Source organism: Sporosarcina sp. QA0331 (assembly GCF_055808055.1).
On record NZ_CM147850.1, the window covers coordinates 721537 to 742591 of the forward strand.

15 protein-coding genes are annotated in these 21055 nt (G+C 42.2%); 10 read left to right on the top strand and 5 right to left on the bottom strand.

Annotated features, from left to right (window positions below):
* The first annotated feature begins 4 nt into the window (after positions 1 to 4).
* Together AC0L13_RS03575 and AC0L13_RS03580 are read left to right on the top strand one after the other, a co-directional pair.
* Positions 5 to 1369 (top strand): aminotransferase, encoded by a 1365-nt coding sequence (locus tag AC0L13_RS03575; RefSeq protein WP_473644043.1) that lies wholly within the window; start codon positions 5 to 7, stop codon positions 1367 to 1369.
* A 203-nt stretch (positions 1370 to 1572) separates the two neighbouring features.
* On the top strand, positions 1573 to 3108 hold the full coding sequence (locus AC0L13_RS03580) for a bifunctional metallophosphatase/5'-nucleotidase (RefSeq protein ID WP_473644045.1): 1536 nt from the start codon (positions 1573 to 1575) through the stop codon (positions 3106 to 3108).
* Positions 3109 to 3246: 138 nt separating this feature from the next.
* Here the strand turns inward: AC0L13_RS03580 and AC0L13_RS03585 are convergent, their stop codons facing one another.
* Positions 3247 to 3582, bottom strand: a complete 336-nt coding sequence (locus AC0L13_RS03585; protein WP_473644047.1) for a DUF192 domain-containing protein — start codon at positions 3580 to 3582, stop codon at positions 3247 to 3249.
* A gap of 508 nt (positions 3583 to 4090) precedes the next feature.
* Positions 4091 to 4750: a Crp/Fnr family transcriptional regulator gene (locus tag AC0L13_RS03590; protein WP_473644049.1), complete on the bottom strand. Its 660-nt coding sequence runs from the start codon at positions 4748 to 4750 to the stop codon at positions 4091 to 4093.
* Positions 4751 to 4812: 62 nt separating this feature from the next.
* On the opposite strand from AC0L13_RS03590, the gene AC0L13_RS03595 reads away from it, so the two are divergent.
* From AC0L13_RS03595 to AC0L13_RS03610, 4 genes are all read left to right on the top strand, one after another.
* Complete coding sequence (locus AC0L13_RS03595; RefSeq protein WP_473644052.1) at positions 4813 to 5955, top strand: aminotransferase class V-fold PLP-dependent enzyme; 1143 nt, start codon at positions 4813 to 4815, stop codon at positions 5953 to 5955.
* A gap of 16 nt (positions 5956 to 5971) precedes the next feature.
* Positions 5972 to 7498 (top strand): Na+/H+ antiporter NhaC family protein, encoded by a 1527-nt coding sequence (locus AC0L13_RS03600; RefSeq protein WP_473644054.1) that lies wholly within the window; start codon positions 5972 to 5974, stop codon positions 7496 to 7498.
* A 320-nt stretch (positions 7499 to 7818) separates the two neighbouring features.
* Positions 7819 to 8847, top strand: coding sequence for a hypothetical protein (locus tag AC0L13_RS03605; RefSeq protein WP_473644056.1), 1029 nt, complete (start codon positions 7819 to 7821; stop codon positions 8845 to 8847).
* A gap of 250 nt (positions 8848 to 9097) precedes the next feature.
* Entirely contained in the window at positions 9098 to 9751 is a 654-nt protein-coding gene (locus AC0L13_RS03610) for a plasmid pRiA4b ORF-3 family protein (protein WP_473644058.1), read from the top strand.
* 210 nt (positions 9752 to 9961) lie between these two features.
* Here the strand turns inward: AC0L13_RS03610 and AC0L13_RS03615 are convergent, their stop codons facing one another.
* Complete coding sequence (locus AC0L13_RS03615) at positions 9962 to 11572, bottom strand: GNAT family N-acetyltransferase (protein WP_473644060.1); 1611 nt, start codon at positions 11570 to 11572, stop codon at positions 9962 to 9964.
* 340 nt (positions 11573 to 11912) lie between these two features.
* Here AC0L13_RS03615 and AC0L13_RS03620 point away from each other — a divergent pair, with 340 nt between their 5' ends.
* Complete coding sequence (locus AC0L13_RS03620; protein ID WP_473644062.1) at positions 11913 to 13439, top strand: Na+/H+ antiporter NhaC family protein; 1527 nt, start codon at positions 11913 to 11915, stop codon at positions 13437 to 13439.
* A gap of 142 nt (positions 13440 to 13581) precedes the next feature.
* Here the strand turns inward: AC0L13_RS03620 and AC0L13_RS03625 are convergent, their stop codons facing one another.
* Both AC0L13_RS03625 and AC0L13_RS03630 read right to left on the bottom strand, forming a co-directional pair.
* On the bottom strand, positions 13582 to 14127 hold the full coding sequence (locus AC0L13_RS03625) for a DoxX family protein (protein WP_473644064.1): 546 nt from the start codon (positions 14125 to 14127) through the stop codon (positions 13582 to 13584).
* A gap of 280 nt (positions 14128 to 14407) precedes the next feature.
* On the bottom strand, positions 14408 to 16141 hold the full coding sequence (locus AC0L13_RS03630; protein WP_473644066.1) for an ABC transporter ATP-binding protein: 1734 nt from the start codon (positions 16139 to 16141) through the stop codon (positions 14408 to 14410).
* A gap of 120 nt (positions 16142 to 16261) precedes the next feature.
* On the opposite strand from AC0L13_RS03630, the gene AC0L13_RS03635 reads away from it, so the two are divergent.
* The 3 genes from AC0L13_RS03635 (at position 16262) to AC0L13_RS03645 (ending at position 21055) form a co-directional block, all read left to right on the top strand.
* Complete coding sequence (locus AC0L13_RS03635) at positions 16262 to 17680, top strand: ABC transporter permease subunit (RefSeq protein ID WP_473644068.1); 1419 nt, start codon at positions 16262 to 16264, stop codon at positions 17678 to 17680.
* A gap of 13 nt (positions 17681 to 17693) precedes the next feature.
* Positions 17694 to 19181, top strand: a complete 1488-nt coding sequence (locus tag AC0L13_RS03640; RefSeq protein ID WP_473644070.1) for an ABC transporter permease — start codon at positions 17694 to 17696, stop codon at positions 19179 to 19181.
* A gap of 62 nt (positions 19182 to 19243) precedes the next feature.
* Positions 19244 to 21055, top strand: a complete 1812-nt coding sequence (locus AC0L13_RS03645; RefSeq protein ID WP_473644072.1) for an ABC transporter substrate-binding protein — start codon at positions 19244 to 19246, stop codon at positions 21053 to 21055.

The following is a 21055-nucleotide window of genomic DNA, read 5'->3' on the forward strand; positions in this document are numbered from 1 at the left end:
GATAATGAAAGTGAAAAGTACACAAAGTATAATTACTAATAAGAATGATCGGTATGTCTGGAACCATCTAACCAAATTTAATGAAGATAAATCGCCAATGATTATGGAAAGTGCAAATGGTTCATGGATAACAGATATCGATGGTAATCGATATTTAGATGCAATGTCGGGTCTATGGTGTGTGAATGTTGGTTATGGAAGAGAAGAACTCGTTCAAGTTGCTTTTCAACAAATGAAGAATTTAAGTTACACGCCTATGACTCAAAGTCATACCCCAGCAATTGAATTGGCAGAGAAGATAAACGAACTGTTACAAGACGAATACATGGTTTTTTATTCGAATAGTGGATCTGATGCAAATGAGACTGCTTTTAAACTTGTGCGTCAGTATCATCAGCAAAATGGCGAATATACACGCCAAAAATTCATTTCAAGATACAGGGCTTATCATGGCAGCAGTTATGGAGCTTTGGCTGCAACAGGACAATCGTTGCGCAAGTACAAATACGAACCTTTAGCTCCAGGTTTTCTACATGTTACACCGCCTGATAATTATCGGAAGCCTGATTACTTATCGATTGAAGAATATAATCTTGCCTGTGCAAGTGAACTTGAACAGAAGATTTTATGGGAACAAAAAGAGACAATTGCAGGCATTATTATGGAACCGTTGATTACCGGTGGGGGCGTGTTAATTCCCCATGAGATATATGTAAAAGAGGTCGAGAGAATTTGCAAACAATATGGAGTTTTATTGATAATCGATGAAGTAATATGTGGCTTTGGGAGAACTGGAAAAATGTTTGGTTTCCAACACTTCGATATCAAGCCTGACATTATTACGATGGCCAAAGGGTTGACTAGTGGCTATTTACCATTGTCTGTAACCGCAATTAAAAAAGATATTTTTGAAGTTTTTAAAGGAGAAGAGAATTATAATCACTTTCGACATATCAATACGTTTGGCGGTAATCCTACTGCTTGTGCAGTAACTTTAAAAAATATTGAGATTATCGAAAGGGAACAATTAGTCGCCCGCTCAGCCTCATTAGGCAAAGAACTTATGCTAGGATTACAAGCATTAACAAGTCATCCTAACGTCGGTGACATACGCGGGATTGGATTGTTAATTGGAATCGAATTAGTAAAGGATAAAAATACAAAGGAACCAATCGATGGGGTCTGGATAGATACAATATTGGAAGAGTGTAAAAAAAGGGGCATCCTTATAGGAAGGAACGGTGAAACCGTGGAAGGGTTTAGTAATGTGTTGATGATCGGTCCACCGTTATCTAGTAAGGATAAGGAAATCGAAATGATTACCGAAGTCCTTTTAGAGGTGTTTGGAAAATACGAGGTGCTAAGATAGTAAAAAGACACTCTTAACGATTTAATTAGATTCAATACTGATGAAACATGAAGTCAGTCTATATCCAGTAGACTGACTTTTCGGTCTACTGCTGTGTTCTGTCTACTGTGAAAATAATATAAGTTGCGTTAAATTATTGTAAATTTCATTTAACTTTATTGAGGTTTGAGCTATTATGGAGAAAAATTAAGGAGGTTATGAAATTGAAAAGAAAAAGAATGCTTTCGCGAATCCTTTTGGCTGTTCTTTTGTTATTATCCATTCGTCAAGTTTCTCATGCTAGTGCATCTTTCTCAGATCAACTTCCAGAGCAAAACGAACGTAGTACTGCTACCATTTTATATTTTAATGATGGTCATGAAATCAGCCCCGTTGTAAATCAATATGGAGATCGGGGCGGTGTCGCACGTCTTATGACTGTCATTGAGTCGGTCAGAGCAGATAAAGTGGATCCAATCGTGGCATTTGGTGGCGATTTGGGCGGCGGTACACTGTTCGGCGGAGTTTTTAAAGGTTTTCCGATGGTAGAAGCATTTAATGAGATGAAGATAGATTACGCGAACTTTGGTCAGCATGATTTTGATGGAGGCGTCGAGAATGCTGTGGATCTTGTTAAAAAGTCCGACTTCCAATGGATCAGCTCCAATTTGATTGATTCCAAAGGAGAGTCATTTGCTGGTGTCCCGCCTTATGCGATTGAAGAGCGAAATGGGATTGTTATTGGGATGATCGCTTTGACAGATGCTATGCATACAACGGTACAGACAGATGAGGTAGTTCAAGCTGACCTTATTGAATCTGCCAAGCATGCAGTCGAAGCGATTCATGCAGAAGCTGAAGCCGATGTAATTATTGCTTATACGCAGCAGCCGCTTGCGAAAGACAAAGAATTGCTATTACAAGTCCCGGAAATCTCATATATCTTTTCGGAAGAAGAGTTTGAAAACATGTCGACCCTTTATCAGATGGAAAATCGTTTTGTCGCAAAACCAGAAGGGAATTTGGGATCTGTCATTCAATTAGATATTACGAAAGAGGATGATAGAGTTGCATTTGAAACAAAATTTTTAAAGGTGAATGAAACAGTGGAGCCTCATGAAGGACTAGAGAAGATTGCGAATAAGTACCAAACCCAACTTGAAGAAAAGTTAGGACAAACCATTGCAGCTGTTACAACAAAGCTTGACTATGGAGAGAACCATGAATCACGCTTTCAAGAATCTAATATTGGGAATTTAATAGCAGATAGCTACAAAGCGCATTATGATGCCGATATTGGTTTGATGAATGGCGGGGGAATCCGTGCCAGCATAGAATCTGGGAATCTTACATTAAAAGATGCGCACTCCGTTCTTCCGTTCGGAAACAAACCGGTACTAGCAGAAATTAAAGGTGAAAGTCTTAAATTAGCATTAGAAAACGGTGTATCAAAAGAATTAGGCGGTGGCTTTTTACAAGTGTCGGGGTTGTCTTATGTGTATGATCCCTCAAAACCGATTGGAGAGCGAATACTTTCCGTCCATGTAGGCGATGATCCTCTTGATAATGAAAAGGCATATAAAGTAGCACTGCCGAACTTCATTTTCGCTGGAGGAGACGGCTATACAATGTTTTCGGATGATAAAATCCTCGTTGAAGAATCGAATGCTAAGACTGATGTTGAAATATTTATCGAATATGTAAAGACATTAAAGACTATTGATATGAAGCCTGAAGGAAGGATTACAGTGAAACAATGAGTCAAAGTTGCCTATGTGGTCTTTATAACTGTATAAATTCGAAACGAAAAGTCAGCCACATTTTAAATGGCTGACTTTTCTTTGGATAATTATCCTTTGGGGTTTATTGGTACAATTATTCACATGTGCCGATACAGTTCATTCCTTGAATCCGATTGTATCCCCAACCCGAATCTTTTCCGCCTTCACCGTGCCAACGGGAAGTTCAAGTGTGGAATGTGCATTTTTTACAGGCGGTATGACTCGCCATGGCCTAAGATAAGATACTGTTTTGATGACGCGGTTTGATTTATTAAGGAAAACGACGTCAATTGGGTGTCTTGTAAAAAGCATGTGAATGGAATTGCACGGTGAAAGTAGATGCCCCCTGTTAACTAAAGGTCCTTTGCGACTTAAAGGACCTATCAATCTTTTCCAAACAGTATTAGTATGACTGATTTGGAATGGTAGAAGAATAGTTTTGGAAATGACCATCAAGCCCCCTTTTTGTATAGCTTATTCTTTATGAAAGGCAAAAATGCGCTTGGTCAGTCGACAAGAAGGGAAACGTTCGCTAATTTGCGGAGACGTGTACCTGAACCTCATGACTATTCATTACAATTACTAAGATAGAAAGTCATTCTTTTTTGGAAATGGCTGGTTTTTGCGCTGTTATGGATGTGACTGTGTAGAGCAGAAGGGCTGGAAAAAAATAATGGAGAATCTGATTTAGCCACGGATTTAATACACTTTTCCAAGCCCCGCGCAGACAAGAGCGTGGGGCTATTCGCAATCCTTATTACTTTAAAAAAGTGATTCCTATAATGGCGAAATTCGAAGTTTTATCTACATAAACTTTCATTGTGTTTTCTTATATCAAAATGAGTACCCTTTTATGTATCTCTGACAAGCAAACAGGTCATTGATATTAAAACATTCGGAAAATGTAAAATAGTTTACATCGTTTTAGCAGATTATCTTTTATAATCGGTTTATGAAAGGTTTATTCAGTAGGAAGAATATTATTTACCGAGGGGATGATATAGTACCTACCATCTTTTATTATATAGCCCTGCTGGATTAAGTCATTGACCAAATTTGCGACGGTGACCCTGCTTGTCCCTATTAGATCTGCAAGCTCTTGTTGTGTGAATTGCATATATATCCTTTTGTAGTCACTGTGCAGAGGGATGCCAAATTGATTTGCAAGGTGGAAGAGAGCGTAACGGACTCGTGTTTCAGAATCATAACATGCTACTAATAAGTTGGATAATCCAATGGTTTGAGCTTTCCTGTCAAGTGTATTTGCGTATTGCGCCATAAGTATTGGGTCATTCTGAAGCAACGATAAGAATTGTTTTCGTTCAAACTCCACAACAACTGTTGTAGATGCTGTTATTGCACTTTCAAAGTGGTAGTCGTTTAGGGTTGAATCGCCGATGAGTGTGCCATTACACATGATGATTAGTGCTTTTTCCTTTCCCTCATGAGAAGTGTGAAACAGACGCACTCGGCCTTCTTTGATTAAGTAAATGAACGTTGCTTTTTCATTCACTGTATATATAACTTCTCCGGACTCGATCATTTTGGTCGTGCCTTGATGAATGATGGATGTCCAGTCGTTGTTTGGGAGTTGGCACCATGGAGAGAGCTCTTTGAACAAAATACTCACATCCTTTATACACAGATTAGATTTATTCACATACGAAAGGATTGAAGAAAATAATGATAACAATGATAACTCCACAACAATTTAGAAGTGAATTTCCGATTTTAAAAGAAAAGATCCAACTTTCGAGTTGCTCGCAAAGTGCCCTTCACCAGTCCGTGAAATCATCGATTTTTGATTATGTTCATTCTTGGGCGAACGAAGGGATGGACTGGAACAGATGGATGGAAAAATGTGAAGAAGCTCGCACCCTTTTTGCAAAGCAAATCAACGCGAAACCTACCGAAGTGGCCATCGTATCTAGTGTTTCACATGCTGCCGCTGCGATTTCCACTAGTTTAAAGCCGGTAGGTGGACGAAATAAGATTGTTATTACAGACTTTGACTTTCCTACGATTGGTAATGTGTGGCAGTCGGCTGAATCTACATTTGCCATTGAATATGTGCGACAGAATGAGAATGCTTCAAACAGTATTGAAGACTATGAGCCATATTTAACAGATGACTTATTGCTCTTTTCAACATCCCATGTCAATTATTATAACGGATATAAGCAAAACCTTCAGGAAATTTCGCGAAGTGTACACGAAAAAGGGGGATATGTTTTCGTTGATGCCTATCAATCCTTTGGACAAACACCAATTGATGTTAAAAGGATGAATGTCGATTTCCTTGCTACAGGCATGCAAAAATATGCTTTTGGAGTTCCGGGGATTGCTTTTCTCTACGTTAATGAAGAAGTTGCAGAAACATTGACACCTAAAATCACCGGTTGGTTTGGTCAAATGAATCCCTTTGCTTTTGACATTCGTGGAAAGGACTATGCAACTGCCGCAAGGCGTTTTGATTCTGGTACTTTTCCGATGATCAACGGATATGCGGCAAGTGCTGCTTTGACCTTGTTGGACACATTGGATATAAATTTAGTAGAAAAGCATTTAGCTCACTTATCGCAAGTAGCTGCAGCCGAGATTGCTAAGTTGGGATTAGTGAATCGTAGTTTATTTCCAGTAGACGAAAAAGGATCGACCACTGCAGTGTTTGTTGAAAACGCTTCTAAAGTTGAAAGAATATTAGCAGGCGAGGGGATCATTGTAGCTGCGCGGGGGGATGTGCTAAGAATCGCTCCTCATTATTACAATACGGAGGATGATGTCAGACAAGCTATTCAAGCTTTAGCAACAATTATATCCAACTAACAAAGGGGGAAGTGGAATGGGAAATCAACAAAAGACGCTCGAACAAAAGGAATCGTTGAAGTTTTACGGTGGGGTGCCAGTATTACTTATTCCTTTTGCAGTGATGTTTATAGGGATTTTATGGTTGGGTATTAGTGGAGCAGCTTTGCCTGAAGCATTTTGGCCGATGATTTTACTAGGTATCTTTGTTGGCCTTCTTCTTGCAAGAAATAAAAAAGTATATGTAGAAGCACTGATTGAAGGTATTACATCAAAAATGTTAGCAATTATGTTACTTGCATGGTTCATGGCAGGTATCATGGCAAAGCTATTGTCTGAAGCTGAACTGGTCCAAGGACTAGTTTGGGTATTTCTAGAGATGGGCGTATCTGTTGCATGGTTTCCGTTAATTGTATTTTTAATAACGTCATTAATTTCCATGTCTACAGGGACGGCTGTGGGAACACTTGTAGCGGTCAGCCCGATTCTGTTTCCTGTTGGATACTTGCTAGGCGCTGATCCAGTATTGATTATAGGTGCAATTATTGGTGGTTCATTTGTCGGCGACAATCTTGCTCCGATTTCTGATACAACTATTGTGTCCGCCTATTCTCAAGGAACTACAATTGATAAAGTAGTGAAGAGTCGATTGAAATATGCTGCTGTCGCTGGGATGTTAACTTTATTAGCTTACGTGTATTTTGCGCTAACGGCAGAGTCTGGAGGAACGGTAACACCTCCCGATGAACTTAACCCGTTAGGTCTCGTCATGATTGCTGTTCCACTACTTCTCTTATTCCTAATGTGGAGAGGGAAAGATCTTGTAGAAGCGCTGCTATATGCCAATGTAATTGGGATCCTGCTAGCTTTGTCGCTCGGTTTGATAAACGTTGGGAGCATACTTATGATCAACCGAGAGGAATTCACGGCCGGCGGAATCATAATCGATGGGGTTATGGGGATGGTTGGTGTTGCCGTGTTCACTATTTTTTTGATGGGTATGATAGGGACGCTGAACAGAGGGCATTTTCTTGATTGGCTTATGGAGAAGGCGAGTAAAGTAGCAACGACTCCAAGAAGAGCAGAGCTCACCATTGTTATTGTAGCGTTATTCGTCAACGCCTTAACGACAGCAGGGACACCAACGATGGTGATGCTTGGAGATTTTGTGAGAAGGTTAGGGCATAAATTCAAAATAACTCCTTGGAGACGAGGAAATCTATTGGATGCATGCTCAACATCGATTATAGGGTTTTTACCATATTCTGTTGCAGTACTTATTCCATTTGCTTTTGTCGGTGGAATGGTAGATATGTCGGCACACCCTACTTTTACCCCGGTAGGAGTCGCTCCTTTCGTATTTTATTGTATAGCAATGGTCATTGTCATGCTTGTATCAGCATTTACCGGATTCGGTCGTGATTACTTGACGGACGCAGAATATGACGAGGAAACAATTGAGTTATATGGAACCAAGAAAGAAGAAACCTTGATAGTAAAAGAACAAGAGAAACGACCAACCGCTTCTGCAGAGCTACAATTAGAAACCTCAGGCGTGGAATAAAATAAATCGATGCATGTGTATCAACCAATTATAGTTATTTATTACAATTACATCTTGTGGAGAGTGGAAGTCAGTCATTTGGGGAAATGGCTGGCTTTTTATTTTTATTCTCTGGATTGAATTGTCATAAATATATGGTGCACAGGTACCGACATAATAAATGCGAATTGGATAGATGCCAGTACTATACAGTCGTTAGTACCAATCGTTTATGTCGAAAGGATTGTTTTGTCAGTAATAGCAGGAGAAGCTGAAACTCTATTGCTTCATCCACGTAGATGGGAGTGGATGATATAGAGTGGAAAGGGGCAATTTGAAGAATGAGACAGCGAATGATAATGGTGTTTTCGGCTTTATTCATAATTATGTTGTTGGTCGGTTGTACGAAGAAAGAGGATGATAGTGTAACGGAAGCAGTTGAAACGCCTGATGAAATTGAAGAGGCTGAGGCAACTGATGACGAGGGTGAGGAAGGAGATCTTGAAGAAAGTGAAGTTGAAATTATTAAACAGGCTGAGCATCTCGGAGGAATGGAAATTGAGCTTTCTGGTACCGCGTCCGTTGATAATCGGATGTTGGAGGTGAGTGGGCAGACCAATTTGCTTGAAGGATCGAAACTTGTCATTGGCCTTGATTGGGCGGAAGGCGCTCTATTCGGTGGTAATAATACTGCTATTGTTGAATCGGACGGGAGTTTTACGTATGAAACGAAGCTTCCGGAAAAGATTGACGGGTTGATTACTCTTGAAGTGAAATTCGAGCCGGGGCATCAGAATGAGGAAATTAAAACTCATTACGGGGAATCCGGGGAGAATCTTGAAGGGCCTTTTATTCGCCAGTATGATTATAAAATGAAGGAAATTGTGTACCATAAGGCATCTGCAACTGTGGAGCTGCCACTTGATGAAGGTTCGGTTGAGGTTGAGATTACTCCGCCAAATTGGAATAAGCCGGATGATTTTGGTTCCACATCGGTACGAATTGAGCCGACAAAAATCACGAAAGGTGAACGATATACTTATATTGACGGTAAGAGTAATTTACTTGAAGGAACAAAATTGCGCGGGCGCGCACTTCTGCCCGGTTATATTACCTCGGGATTTATCGGACATACGACTGTGAATCCGGATGGATCATTCCGTATCATTTTTGATAATCCGGAAACTGATTCCCGAATTAAAAACCTTGAAGAATATGAAATAACGATAGAAACGGATATGTACAATACGCTATTTGCAACGGCGATTGAAACATACGGTGAGAACGGCGAGAAAATGATAGGCGACCTTATTGAGGAAGAGGGAGAAGGGAAGAAAGCTAAGGTTAGAATAAAAGAGAGAAAGGAATAATTTTCTGAGTACCTGTGCAGCACACAATTCAGTTTATTAAATACAATTGTATATTGAGAATGCAGGAAGCCAGTCGAGTCGTTATTTGATTGGCTTTATTGCGTATTTATATACTCAGCGGTGAATTGTCATAATAGGGTCTTGCACAGGCACCGTTCAGGATACTTGTACTCTGCTGGCTATTTATAAGTTGGAGATTTAGTATAGATACTAAATGCAAGTTGAATTTATATAAAATGGAGGTGTTTCCATGAAAGCGTATATTGTAAAACTGACGTTTGAAGATATCAGTCCCCCGATTTGGAGAAGAGTAGTTCTTCCTGCAGGAGCAACCTTTAATCGATTGCACGAAATGATTCAAAACGTGACGAACTTTCAAAGTAAGTTTATTGATGAGCCATATCATTATTTCGATGTAGAGGTTAATGGACTTTTCATTTCAAATAATCCAATGATTCATGAGGAATATGGAAAAAAGTTTAATGGATTGACACTGAAACGTCCTTCCCACCTGAAAATCGATAAGTATATGGAGACGAATGGCCAATTCGTGTACCGGTATGATTCGGGAGACGACTGGCGAATCATAGTGGATCTTGAAGAGGTCGTTGAAGATTACTATTTCGGATTCCCAACCGTTCTAGCAGGGGAGGGTGCAGCTCCTCCTGAAGATGTAGGGGGACCGCCCGGTTATGCGCATTTCCTGAATGTATATCACGACCCGAATCATCCTGATTATATGATGATCCGTGCATGGGCGGAAGGACAGTATTACAAGCCTTTTGATATGGAAGCCATTAACAGATCGATAAAATATATGAAGTACCAGAAAACTGAGTGGGATCGAATTGACCACGAAAATTATTATGTAATATCGGATAAATACCGCGGTCCTAGTAAATAGATTGGTAACCGAAACCGGTGCCTGTGTAAGGGACAATACTGATAATACACTACAATTGCATATAAAGATTGAAGAAGCCAATGACGTTAACCTGTCACTAGCTTCTTTTTGGATATCTATACATAACGATGAATTGTCATAATTTGAACCTTTCACAGGCACCGATTGAATAGAGGGGGGCCTATGGAAGTGAATTAGGCAGGAATGTGCTCATTTCATCAGTCGCACTTTCTTAAGTTGTCCGAAGATACGATAGGTGCGCACTTGTTCGACATGGGTGAAGCCTATATTGGTCAGTTTTCGTTTGGAGCGTAATGCAAATGCGTTTGCAATTGTCCAGATGGAGAGGTTTTGCAGGCTTTCGTCTTGTAGTATTTGAGGTAGGTTCTTTAGCTCATAATCTGTGATATATGTTGAGTTAAGCGGGAGTTCATCCAGTAAATGGACCGAATCGTTCCGGATGAAGCGGTCATGCCGTTTATAAATGATTTCTTTTCCTTCGTCAGTATATAGCCGAAATCCTTTGAAGTAATCAGGCACACGCAATGATTGATCGCCCGTTCCTAATACTTCTTTTATAAGTATTTCGTTGAAGCGGGAAGATCCTTGTATGTTGTTGTGTTCCAGCTGATATACATCGAGAGCACGTATGTCAAACCAGTTTCGGAATGCATTTGTCAGTGCCTCCATAGCCTCTTTTACCTTTAATTTCGTTAGCAAATACTTAATGTTGCCTAACGTATCTCGTTTGAACACGACATAACGATGGCTTGAGCTAAGTTTATATTTGAATGTATAAAACAAGGCGAGAATACGCCTCAGCGCTTTTTCTCTTCTTCCTTTTGTGCTCAATAAATAATGCCGTGTGAAATCTAAGTGGGTAGACCATTCAACTTTGTAAGGCTCATAGCCATTGCAATAATCGAGTTTCTTGAAATTTTCATGTTTTGATTTGTGTAAGTCTTTGTAGATGAGTAGGCTGCCAGGACCAAAAAGATGGAAATCGGGGTCATTCCCGATCCGGAAACAAATTTTTCTGTCCCTGCAGCATAGGTAAATAGAGAATCCGATAAGGGTGTTTTCCAGTGAAAGCCTATTGATTTCCACATGGAAGGCTTTGCTTTTTTGATTGAACAGGTTTTCGAAAAATGCCCGATTCACTGTGTCCGTAAACCCGCTGCTTTCATATCTCTTCTTCCACCTTTTATCATAGAGCTCGAATACTTCATTCAAATTTTCTGCTTGCACTTCTTCGTAAGTTAGCTTGCCAAGAGCCTGTAGTTTCCGCTCTCGCCGATTAATATTGGCCACCTTTTTTCGCAACTTTCTATTGTATTCTGGGAGTCCAAAGGATGCTAAATCGATTTTGGGCTCTACTATCCGAAAAACGGAATAGGGGAGCTGATGGCGGACGGCATACGCCTCAATTAGTCGGGACGATTCCTCACTCTCAATAAGGTCTGTCAGTTGAAAGATGACTCGTTGGAAACGCGCTGTGACTTCATCAAACAAATATTGGATTGCCTTTTCTCTCCACTCGGCACATGAGATTACTTGCATATAATGACTGTGGGTGAATTGAAATTGGTGTATGCCAAAACGGACAGAATGGACAAATGGAAAGAAAGCAACGACCTCTTGATTATGTTTTACAACAAAAATTTCGAAAGAACCGGGTTCAGCGAAGAACGACAACCAAGAAAAGAACCATTCAGGCTCAATGAATGGATTGGTGTTCCTCTCCTTTTCCAGCAAGGCGGCCCAGCTGTCCCTATATGTCTCTAGCTCCTCTAATGAATTTACGACGCTATACTGGAACAATTGCTATCTTCCTAGACCTATTCTTCAAATCATCATCCTTTAGCCGTATTTCTTCTTACTAGAATATATTCTTGATACGTTAAGATAGAACAGGTGCAGTGGTTGGAAGGGGTACCAGTGCGCCGATCTATTCAGATAATATACGACAATTGTATAAATGGAAAACGATAAAACGGTCAATGCAATGTTTGATTTGTTATCAACATTATTTATATACGTTTTTATGAATAGTCATAATTGGGTCTTGCAAAGGCACCGATAAAAATTGTTGTTGCATATTAACAATTATTTATGTATTATTATGCAATAATATGAATCTATATTGAAAGGAATGAAGTTTATGGAACATATGGGTCTCTTGTCGTTGATTCCCCCGCTCATTGCGGTTATTTTAGCGATTGTTACGAAGAACGTTATTATATCTTTGTTTTCTGGTGTTTTCGTTGGTGTTATTCTGCTTGTCGGCGGTAATCCTCTAACCGCTACAACAGGTGTGATTGGGGACTATTTATTTCCACAGCTGACGGATAGTTATAATGCGGCAGTGCTTGTTCTATTATTTTTCATCGGCGGATTTGTCGCGCTTATGGAAAAGTCAGGTGGTGGGGCAGCGCTTGCAGCTGCTTCGGTCAAATACATAAAATCCAGGGCAAGTGCCCAGGTGTCAGCTTGGTTCGGGGGCATCGTCATTTTCTTCTCTGACCTTGGGACGCCACTTATCGTTGGTCCCGTTTTTGAAAAGATTTTTGATAAATTGAAAATATCTAGGGAGAAGCTTGCTTGGATTATTGATTCGACTGCTTCACCAGTAGCTGTTCTTGTCCCGTTCATCGGGTGGGGCGTTTATATTATGGGACTGATCCGTGCGGAGTTCGATAAGCTAGGGATTGCCGATTCTGAATTTAGTACTCTAATTCAAGTCATTCCATTTCAGTTTTACGCTATTTTGACGGTATTGCTTGTACCATTGATTGCTTTTACAAAACTTGATTTCGGTCCGATGGCAAAAGCTGAAAATCGTGTTCGTCAAACGGGTCAACTTTATTGGCCTGAGTCGAAGCCATTGCGCAAGGCGGAGGAAATGAAAGAATATACGAAGGGTAGCCGCACGATTCTCATTTGGCTTCCGCTTCTTGTTTTATTCGTTACGTTGTTCGGTTTGCTCATCTCAAAAGGGTTTCCTGTCACGCCAGTTCCAGGCGGGGATTTTCGTGTAGCGCTTAGCACGGCGTATTTATTTGCGGCCATTACGATTGTCATTCTGATGATTGTTTATAAAGTAAAGAAATTCAATGAGATTTTCGATATTTATACATCTGGTATGCAAAAGATGGTGTACGTGGCTGTGACGCTCGTCCTCGCATGGTCGCTTGGAAAAGTGATCGGGGAAATGGGAACAGCGGCTTTCATTGTAGAAGTGACCAAAGGAAACGTACCGGCATTCATCATTCCTGCCATACTATTTGTCGTCGGTGCGGTCATGGCCCTCGCATCCGGTACATCTTGGGGAACATTTGCCATCATGCTGCCGATTGCAATTCCAATGGCTGTTTCACTTGATGCCCATATGCTCGTATGCATCGGAGCGGTATTGTCCGGTGGCATTTTCGGAGACCATTGTTCGCCGATTTCGGATACGACAATCCTTTCATCCACAGGAGCGGGTGCAGATCATCTCGATCACGTCAAAACGCAATTCCCTTATGCAGCGTTGAACGCATCAGTCGCTCTCGTCGGCTTTGTTGTGGCAGGATTGACGGGAAGTGTGTATACACTTGCGTTAGTCGTCGCTCTTCTCCTTGCCGCAACTGTCGTTTTATCAAAAAGGAAGACAGCAAAAGTCGGTGCGGAAGTTAACGCTTCATAAGTGGTGCCACTCTTTTAGACTTTGCCTGTGTAGCACGCAATTCAAATTATGCATTACAATTGTATACAAAAGAAGAGGAAGTCATTGGCGACAATATGCCAGTGACTTCCTCTTCCTTTTTCAGCTGTAATAACAAAATAGGTTATACGGATTTTTTTCGAGTCCAAGGTGTTCCTAATTTCGGCAACGCCCAACGATCGAGACCGTACCATCCGGCTACTTTCCATGCTAGCACGAGCCAGGTTGCTAAAATAAAGAGCAACGGATTTATACTAAGAGTTCCGGCAAATAAGAAGCTGACATTCATCAATGCCCCGAAGAAGGCGGCAATTCCGGTTAGTAATCCAAAGATAAGTCCTAGCCCGACTAAGAGTTCACCGTACGCAACGATGAAGCCAAATAGCTTTGCATTTGGCAGTACGGTGTTTTCTAAAAATGAAGCATACCATCCTGTAACATCTCCGCCTTCTTGCGATTTAGCCAATGCTCCGTTAATAAAACCTTGAACAGCTGTACCTGCTTGTTCGCCTGTCCATGCCTCACTTCTTACTTTTCCCCAACCTGCTTTCAACCATGAAAATCCAACATACAGACGAATGACCAACCAAATAAGTCCTGAGCGTGTGTCGCTAAATAAAAAACGTGAAAACGGGTTTTCGGGTACGATAATAGTTCTGCCATTTTTCATATAAAATACCTCCTTTTTACCTATTTTACTGTAAAGGAGATTGTTTATCTACTAAGTTCATAATAATGTCATCTTTAAAAATGTATAAAAAATATGTAAGTTTACCAATATCTGAACTGTTGCTTTTGCGACACACAATTCAGCTTATTAACTACGATTGTATAATAAAGAAGCAAAACGTCAGCCATTAAAGTAAATGGCTGACGTTTTGATGTGAATTCAAGCTTGATATTGAATTAACATAATTACACCATGCGCAGGCGCAGGGTAAAAGATCCCTCTACATAGCGACCCAGTGGCCTTGTGTTACTTCTATTAGTTTAGTGTTTTCTAGGTTGTAGCGGTCGGTTGTCGTGCTTACTTCAGGGATGTGGCGCTTTTTGTTTGCTTCGACTTTTGGATCTGGAATTGGAATGGCGGAGAGCAAGGATTTTGTGTATGGGTGCAATGGGTTGCTGTACAGTTCCTCGCTTTCTGCTAATTCGACGATTTTACCGGCGTACATAACGGCGACCCGGTCGCTTATATGCTTCACCATTGACAAATCGTGGGCGATGAATAGATAGGTGAGACCGAGTCGATGTTGAAGGTCCTCAAGCAGTTCAACGATTTGGGTTTGGATCGAAACATCGAGTGCGGATAATGGTTCGTCGCAGACGATGAAGTCGGGTTCGACTGCCAGGGCACGGGCGATTCCGATTCGTTGGCGCTGTCCCCCTGAAAATTCGTGAGGATATCGCATGGCGTGCTCCGGTTTAAGGCCGACCATTTCGAGCAGCTCTTCCACTCTCTTTTTCCGTTCCGCCTTCGTTTTGCTCAGTTTATGGATGTCGAGCGCCTGCCCAATAATATCAAGTACTTTGAAGCGAGGATTCAAAGACGAATACGGATCTTGGAAAATCATTTGCATATGGCTGCGCATCGTTTTCATTTCATCTTTCGATAACCGGTTGACGGCGATTCCTTGGTAAAGAATATCGCCTGCTGTCGGTTCATTGAGCCGTAAAATAGCGCGGCCTGTCGTTGATTTACCGGATCCGGATTCCCCTACGAGCCCTAATGTTTCTCCGGGGCGGATGTAGAAGCTAATATCATCGACCGCTTTCAACATCTCGCCTTTTCCGCTGTCGAAATGCTGTCGAAGCGAATCGACTTGAACGAGTGGAATCGAAGTATCCACACCTTTTTTAATATGCGGAGGCCGTTTTGGCTTCTTTTTTTCATCAAGACGTGGCAATGCGTTCAATAGTTTTTTCGTATACGGGTGCTGCGGGTTTTCGAAAATGTTGATCGTCGTCCCGCTTTCGACAATTTCTCCGTCTTTCATGATCGCAACTCGGTCACACATCCCCGCAACGACACCGAAATCATGCGTAATCAAAATAATCGACGTGCCGAAACGCTGCTGCATGCTCTTCATCAAATCTAAAATTTGTGCTTGAATCGTTACGTCAAGCGCTGTTGTCGGCTCATCGGCAATTAAGAGGGACGGCCTGCATGCAAGTGCGATGGCAATCATTACCCGCTGACGCATGCCTCCCGAAAATTCGTGGGGATACTGAGTAAAACGCTTTTCACTGTTTTTGATTCCGACAAGCTTCAGTAGCCCAATTGCTTCCTTCTTCGCTTCACCTTTTGATAATCCTCTATGTTTCACTAGGCTTTCCGCGATTTGTTTTCCTATCCTAATAGTTGGATTTAATGAAGTCATCGGATCTTGGAAGATCATTCCGATTTCTTTCCCTCGGATGCTTTCCATTTCCTTTTCTGTCTTTAAAGAGAGGTCCTCTCCTTGGAATTCGATGATGCCTTGCTTCATATAGGATGGAGGGGATGGAAGCAGGCGCATGATGGAGCGCGCAGTGACGCTTTTTCCGCTGCCGGACTCCCCGACGATGCCTAACGTTTCCCCTCTCTTTACTTCAAAGTTTACCCCACGGACTGCATTGAAATCTTCTTCCCTACCGGCGAATGAAACATGAAGATCAGTCACGCGCAACACTGTATCCGACATACAAAATCCCCCTATCGGTCATCAAAATTGAAAAATCCTAAATTGACAACAACTTTACGTTTGAATATAGTATAGTATACCGATAGGAATTATACAATATAGTTAAGGAGGGGACTATGGATGAAACTTGGCGTATCTGCCTTGCTCAAGAGAACGTTCCTAGAGGCGCATGGAAGGGCGTTATATCGGTTTTTGCTCTATTTGACAGGGTTGCCTCTTCATTTACTTGTTTATCTCTTTTATTTATTGAAGAGAAAAGACGATACATATGAAGCGACGAAGGCAGATATCGAGCGGAAGCTATCGGACGAAATACGCAACGAATATGCAAAAGAGTATGAGAACCAATTGCTGCGGAAAGCGGCGTTTTTCGAAGAGAAAAGAAGCCGCGAAGAGATTCATAGAGAGGCGGAAAAGCTGGCGGACGAACGGTTGAAGGATGAAGTTATGCGCGTGACCGATGAAAGGCTTGCGAAAATTGGTGTAAGAAAAGAGACGTATTCTACGTACTTCGTGTCTCTCCTTGAACGGCCGATGTTCCTCATCGCTTCACTAGTACCAGGTGTCATTATGTATGTTTGGCTGTTTTTGATGAGCAATCCGTTTTTGAAATTTATTTTGGAGCGTCTCGTCCAAAGTATATTTGTCATTATCGGGGTAGGGATACTCGTCTTTTCCATTCTTTATATCTCACCTTTCGATCCGGCCTCCAACATTCTTGGTGAATCGGCGACGAAGGAGCAGATTGCCGCATTCAATCAAATCCATGGATTGGACCTCCCTTATTTGCAGCAGTTATGGAATGCATTGAAAGGGATTGCGACGTTTGATCTCGGTTCTTCGTTTGCGGGAAGCGAGGATGTTGCGTCAAGCATTGCAAATAAATTCCCGATTACGTTTACAATTGCGATGTTCTCCGTCGTTATGGCAATTATCATCGCCATTCCGGTCGGTATTTTGTCCGCGACACGGCCGAATTCGTTTTTGGATACGACATTCATGTTCATCGCATTGATCGGTTTATCGATTCCCAATTTCTGGCAAGGGCTTATTTTCATCTTGAATTTCTCGATCAAGCTCAATTGGCTGCCTGCCACTTATAGCCCGGGAAATGTCTTGTCGATGATCATGCCGGTTATTGTGCTGGGAACAGGCCTCACTGCATCAATTGCGAGAATGATGCGATCGTCTTTACTTGAAATCATTCACGAGGATTACATCATTACGGCGCGGGCCAAAGGGCTGACGAAAGGCCAAATGCTTTGGAAGCATGCAGTCGGGAATGCAATGATTCCGGTTATTACCGTCATTGGATTAATGTTCGGCGGGATGCTTGGCGGAGCAGCGGTAACAGAGAAAGTGTTCAATATTAAAGGGATTGGCAGTTATATCGTAGATAAGCAATTTATTCCAGATATTCCCGCCATTATGGGGGGCGTCGTCTATATCGCGATTACGATATCGCTCGTGAACTTGTTGATCGATATTTTGTATGCTTTCCTCGATCCGCGTATCCGTTCGAAGATGAAACAATCATAAAGCAGGTGTAAAGATGGAAGAGAATCGACATGCATTGATTTTATCAAAGGAATACCCGCAAGCGAATTTCACATGGATCATTACGTTGATCATTTCATTACTCTTTTTGACGAACAGTTTCTCGTTCAAAACCGGAGACATGAATACGTACGTGTTCGCCTTGTTCATCGCCTATTTGGCTACAAGTCTTTTGCAGTTTTACATTACGCGGAGAATGAAAAGAGATCTGCTGCACCATGGCGCGATTCAAAAAAAGACCCGGCGGATCGGGTATGTGCAGTTGCTCAGTTTATTAACGGGGAATGTGTTCGCAGCGGCTTTCGCGTTCAATTTAATTAATGAACGGAAGACGCCGGAATATACATTTGCTGTGTATATGTTTTTGACGCAACTATTCGTTATCGCGATTTCGGCTATGAATATGTTTAAACCATATGTGACGGACACATTTCCTGCAGCGATGGTCGTTTTGCTAGGCATTGCGGTTTTTGATATAGCTGTTTTAGTCGTCGTGGCGAAATCAGTTGGAGAAGTGGAAGCTCCGCGTTCGATGGCAATAATGGCTGTTATTATTCTTCTAACGGCATTGACGGGTAATCTTTTCGCTTTGTTATTAGGATGGAGCTTGTTGTTGAAATCAATGAGCAACGACCGTTCGCGAGTTTTGAAATGGAATGTGATGTGGGAGAAGATTACGCGAAATTCGACAGCAGCGTTGGGCATGTTTTTCATTATTCTCATGCTGACGATTTCAGTTGTGAGCCGGTTTACGTTCGATTATGCACTTGCGGTCGAGAACGATTACGGTAATATATTACAATCGCCAAGTTTGGCCTATCCGTTCGGAACAGATAACTTCGGTCGCGATGTGTTTTCGCGAATTGTGTTCGGCGCACGGATTTCATTGATTGTCGGCTTCGCATCGACCGTCATTCCGGCGGTCATCGGCGGATTCCTTGGCGGGATTGCCGGCTATTACAGCAGCCGGACGGACAATTTGATCATGCGCATGCTTGATGTGCTTTATGCTATTCCGGGAATTTTGCTCGCGATTGCGATTATCGCGGCGTTCGGTGCGAATACGGTGAATTTGATCATCGCGCTTAGTGTCGGGTCAATTCCTACGTATGCCAGGACGATGCGAGCGAATGTGTTGATGGTGTCGAATTATGATTTTGTCGATTCGGCTCGTGCACTTGGCACTTCGGACTTGGCGATCATCTTCAAACAAGTCGTGCCGAATTCGATGGCGCCGATGATTGTTAAGTCGACGTTAACGATTGGCGGAGCAGTCATTGCAACGAGCAGTTTGAGCTATTTAGGGCTTGGCGTGGAGCCGCATATTCCGGAGTGGGGAAATATTTTGCGGGTCGGAAGCACGTATTTGGAATCCCATTCGTATTTGGCGGTTTTCCCGGGGCTCGCCATCATCTTGCTCGTCCTGTCATTCAACTTTTTAGGGGATGGGCTGAGGGATGCGCTTGACCCGCGGCTTGATTGAGTTAATTTGCGGATTTCGTTTTGGCGTAATGAATTTAGATAGAAGGAAAAGGAGAATTAATCATGGGAAAAAGATTATTGGCTGTTTTGCTTGTCCTCGTCATTGTGTTGGCGGGCTGTGTGAAAACAAAGTCGGACGTATCCGGTGAAAAGGATGGCGGAGAGACAAAAGGCGGTGGCTCCGGCAAAACGACGATTGAATTGCTTGGAACGAGTGCTGGCGAGGAAGATATGAACATTGTCCGCGACCAGTTGATCAAAAACGGCTTTGATGTGAAATTGAATATCCAGCCCGATTACGGTAGTTTTAAGGCACAGCGGGATGCTGGGAATTATGATATCGCGTTATCAAGCTGGACGACTGTGACAGGAAATCCGGATTACGCGGTTCGTTCTTTATTCAAATCGGACGGTGATAATAGCAATATTAACGATTCTAAAGTGGATAATTTGATTGACAAAGCGAGCACTGAAACACCTGATGAATTCAAAGAGACGTATAAGCAGCTTGAACAGCGGATTATAGGAGAGAAAGCGTATATTGCGCCGCTTTATATTTCATTCAAAGCGCAAGGAGTTAATAAAGATGTGTTGAACCCGGATACAGTCCGCCTTGCGAAATCACGTGCGATCGCATGGGAGACGATCGATTTCAATGATGGATCTAAGCGTGATACGGATGCGTTGATTACACAGCAGGCGATTGGTTCGTTGACGTCGCTTGATCCGATCAAAGGGAATGACGGCTCGATCAATACGTTGAATACGAATATGTACGTGCGTCTCGTCAATTTGACGGATGACGATCAAGTCGTTTCAGATGGCTCACTTTCGTACAATTATGCGATTGGAGAAGGCAACTCGGATTATTACTTCATTCTCCGTGATGATATTAATTTTGCGAAAGTGGAAGATGGAACAGCGTTCGATACAGGAGAGCGCGTCGGTGCGGATGATGTCGTATTTTCATTGAACCGCGCGAAAGATAAGGATTCTGTTCCGGATCACCGGACGTACAGCTTGCATGAAAGCATGAAGGATATCGAAATCGTGACAGATCTTGCAGAGCTGAAAGATGCGAAGTTGTCTGGCGACGAAGGGTCGGTTCTTGATGCGCTTGGAGAAGGGCTCGAAGCAGATATTAAGGAACTTGTTGGGGATAAAACAGCTGCTGACAGCAGTGCAGGGAAATATCAAGTTGTAAAAGTGACGACAAACGAGCCGTTCCCGCAAGTGCTGAACTATTTGGCGCACCAATCAGCAGGAATCGTGTCGAAGAAGCAAGTAGAGAGCATTAACACGTATGACGTGGCGGCTTTTGATGTGAATAAAGATATTCCGTACGGCGATCAGCGTACCGTGACGGAAGGGGCTAGCTATGACAACCATCTGTATGCGAGCGGTCCATATATTCTTGTGAAGAAAAACGATTACCAAGCCGACTTCGTGAAAAACCCGGCATATCGCGCGGGCAGCGAATTCGAACCGAAAATTGCTACTGTGACTGTACGCTTCATTGAAGATGCAGACAGTGCGCTATCTGCTTTGCGTAACGGCGAAATCCATCTATTCAATGGCGTACCGGAAACGAAATATGAATTGGTAGAGAACGATGATAAATTAGTATTGCAAAAGAATGACAGCAACGCCGTCACCTACTTGCTATTCAACGGATCTGATCGTGACGTTGCGAAAAGCGAAAACTTACGGAAAGCCGTTCTCTATTCCATCAACCAAGATGAGTTCTTGAACTTCTACCAAGGGAATAAGAAGAAAGCTTATTCAACAGTAAGCCCATTAGTCGAAACAGGCAATGAACTAGTAGCTGATCCAGCGAAAGTGAAAGAATTACTAGCGGAGTACTTGGCGGAGTAA